The organism is Pseudoflavonifractor capillosus (genome assembly GCF_016902575.1).
GTDB lineage: Bacteria > Bacillota > Clostridia > Oscillospirales > Oscillospiraceae > Enterenecus > Enterenecus capillosus_A.
On sequence record NZ_JACSNZ010000102.1, the window covers coordinates 1 to 1,481 of the forward strand.

2 protein-coding genes and 1 pseudogene are annotated in these 1,481 nt (G+C 55.8%); all 3 read right to left on the reverse strand.

Features of this window, described 5'->3' with window-relative positions; genetic code table 11:
• Nucleotides 1–625 (reverse strand): annotated as a pseudogene (locus H9X86_RS13145) (type VI secretion protein); the annotation flags it as partial.
• 46 nt (nucleotides 626–671) lie between these two features.
• Complete coding sequence (locus tag H9X86_RS13150) at nucleotides 672–1,253, reverse strand: hypothetical protein (protein ID WP_204901728.1); 582 nt, start codon at nucleotides 1,251–1,253, stop codon at nucleotides 672–674.
• Nucleotides 1,250–1,481: hypothetical protein (locus H9X86_RS13155; protein ID WP_204901729.1), on the reverse strand; the 232-nt coding region annotated here is incomplete at its 5' end. The genes H9X86_RS13150 and H9X86_RS13155, both read right to left, overlap by 4 nt.

Below are 1,481 nucleotides of genomic sequence, written 5' to 3' on the forward strand. Positions count from 1 at the left end.
AGCCCTTGGGGTCCAGCTTGCCGGAGTAGTTGAAAGGGTACAGGTTGGCCACGGAACTGGCTGGCAGCACCCGTTCAAACTGGACTCCGAAGACGTTGTAACCACTGGGTCCCACACAGCGGAAGCCCTGCTGCTGACGGAGCAGGAGCTTGTCCACGTTCAGCTTGCTTCGAACCAGCTCGATGAGCACATCGGTCTGGAGTAGTTTGAGTGCATTGTAATCTGGGGCCACCAACTCCAGGTACACGGCACAGTGGAGGAGAGGTTCACGGTTGCGGTGCATGGAAGCCACCAGGGTGGCCACATCCTGCAGGTTGCTCTCCGCAGTGATGGTCTCCTGTAGATTGCTGGTGTTGGAGCTGCTCAGGCGGTTCTTGTTGGTGGCATTCTGGATGATGCGTTTTTCTTCGGCGGCAGTGACCTGCCTGGTATAGATGTGCAGGGTGATGCCGTCCTTCTTGCACAGATGACGGAGAATGGCCTGTTCGTCGGTACTGGTGGGATATTCCCGGAGCGCCCAGACACAGCGGTAGGTGTTGCCGCAGATGAAGTGGTCAGGCAGGAAACTGACCAAAGAGGGGGCGATCATGTCCAGAAAGGATTTGGTGTTGGACTCCTCGCCCATCTGGGCAGCGGACTTTTTCGATTTTCTTGCCAAGGTAGATACCTCCTTATTTTTCGGTCGTGACCCAGCGGTCCCCGTCGAAGTCCTCGAAGTCTTCTGTGGTCACGTTTTGCTCAAAGTAGACACCAAGCATCCGCTTGAGATCCTGCTGGGTGGCCCGGCGGGTGGTGAAGCCGTTGTCGTTGATGCTCTGCTCGATGCGGGAGAGGTAGGGGAATACATCGGTACCCTGTTCTCCCCGCAGCCGGACAACAATATAAAACTCCCGGCTGGAGGCCATCAACACCTGGATGCGGTCCAGGTTCTGGCTGTCCTGGGCCAGAAGCTTGCCAATGGCGGGAAGCTCCTCCTGCTCCATGCGTTCCCGGTAGAAGCTTTTGTTGTACTCAAAGGACTCCTTGGAGTTGAGGGCCAGCATTTCCACCTCGGCCAGCCCCTTCATCACATGGAGCAGAGCATAGATCCTTGCGGTGATGCTGGTGTCCGGCAGGACGCTGATGTTGATGGGCTTGATGATGAAGAACACCAGATCCCCCATGTGGGTGGAGATACAATAGTCCTTGAGACTGTCAATGCCCATCAGCTGCTGGGTGGACTGGGCTGACGCTGCTTTTTTCTTTCTGCTCATTCGAATTCCTCCGTAACGTGTGGCGGGACCAGGTAGGTGCAGCACAGGGTGACGTGACAGACCAATGTCTTGGGATTCTGGGTAAAGTGATAGTTTGCCCGGACATTTTTGATGCCGGCACAGCCGTATTTTTCGCCCAGCATGCCAGCCACATAGCTTTTCAGCAGAGCCTGCAGACTGCGAAATCCATAGTAATGCTTGCCGCTTTTACTGCGGCAGCTCCAATTG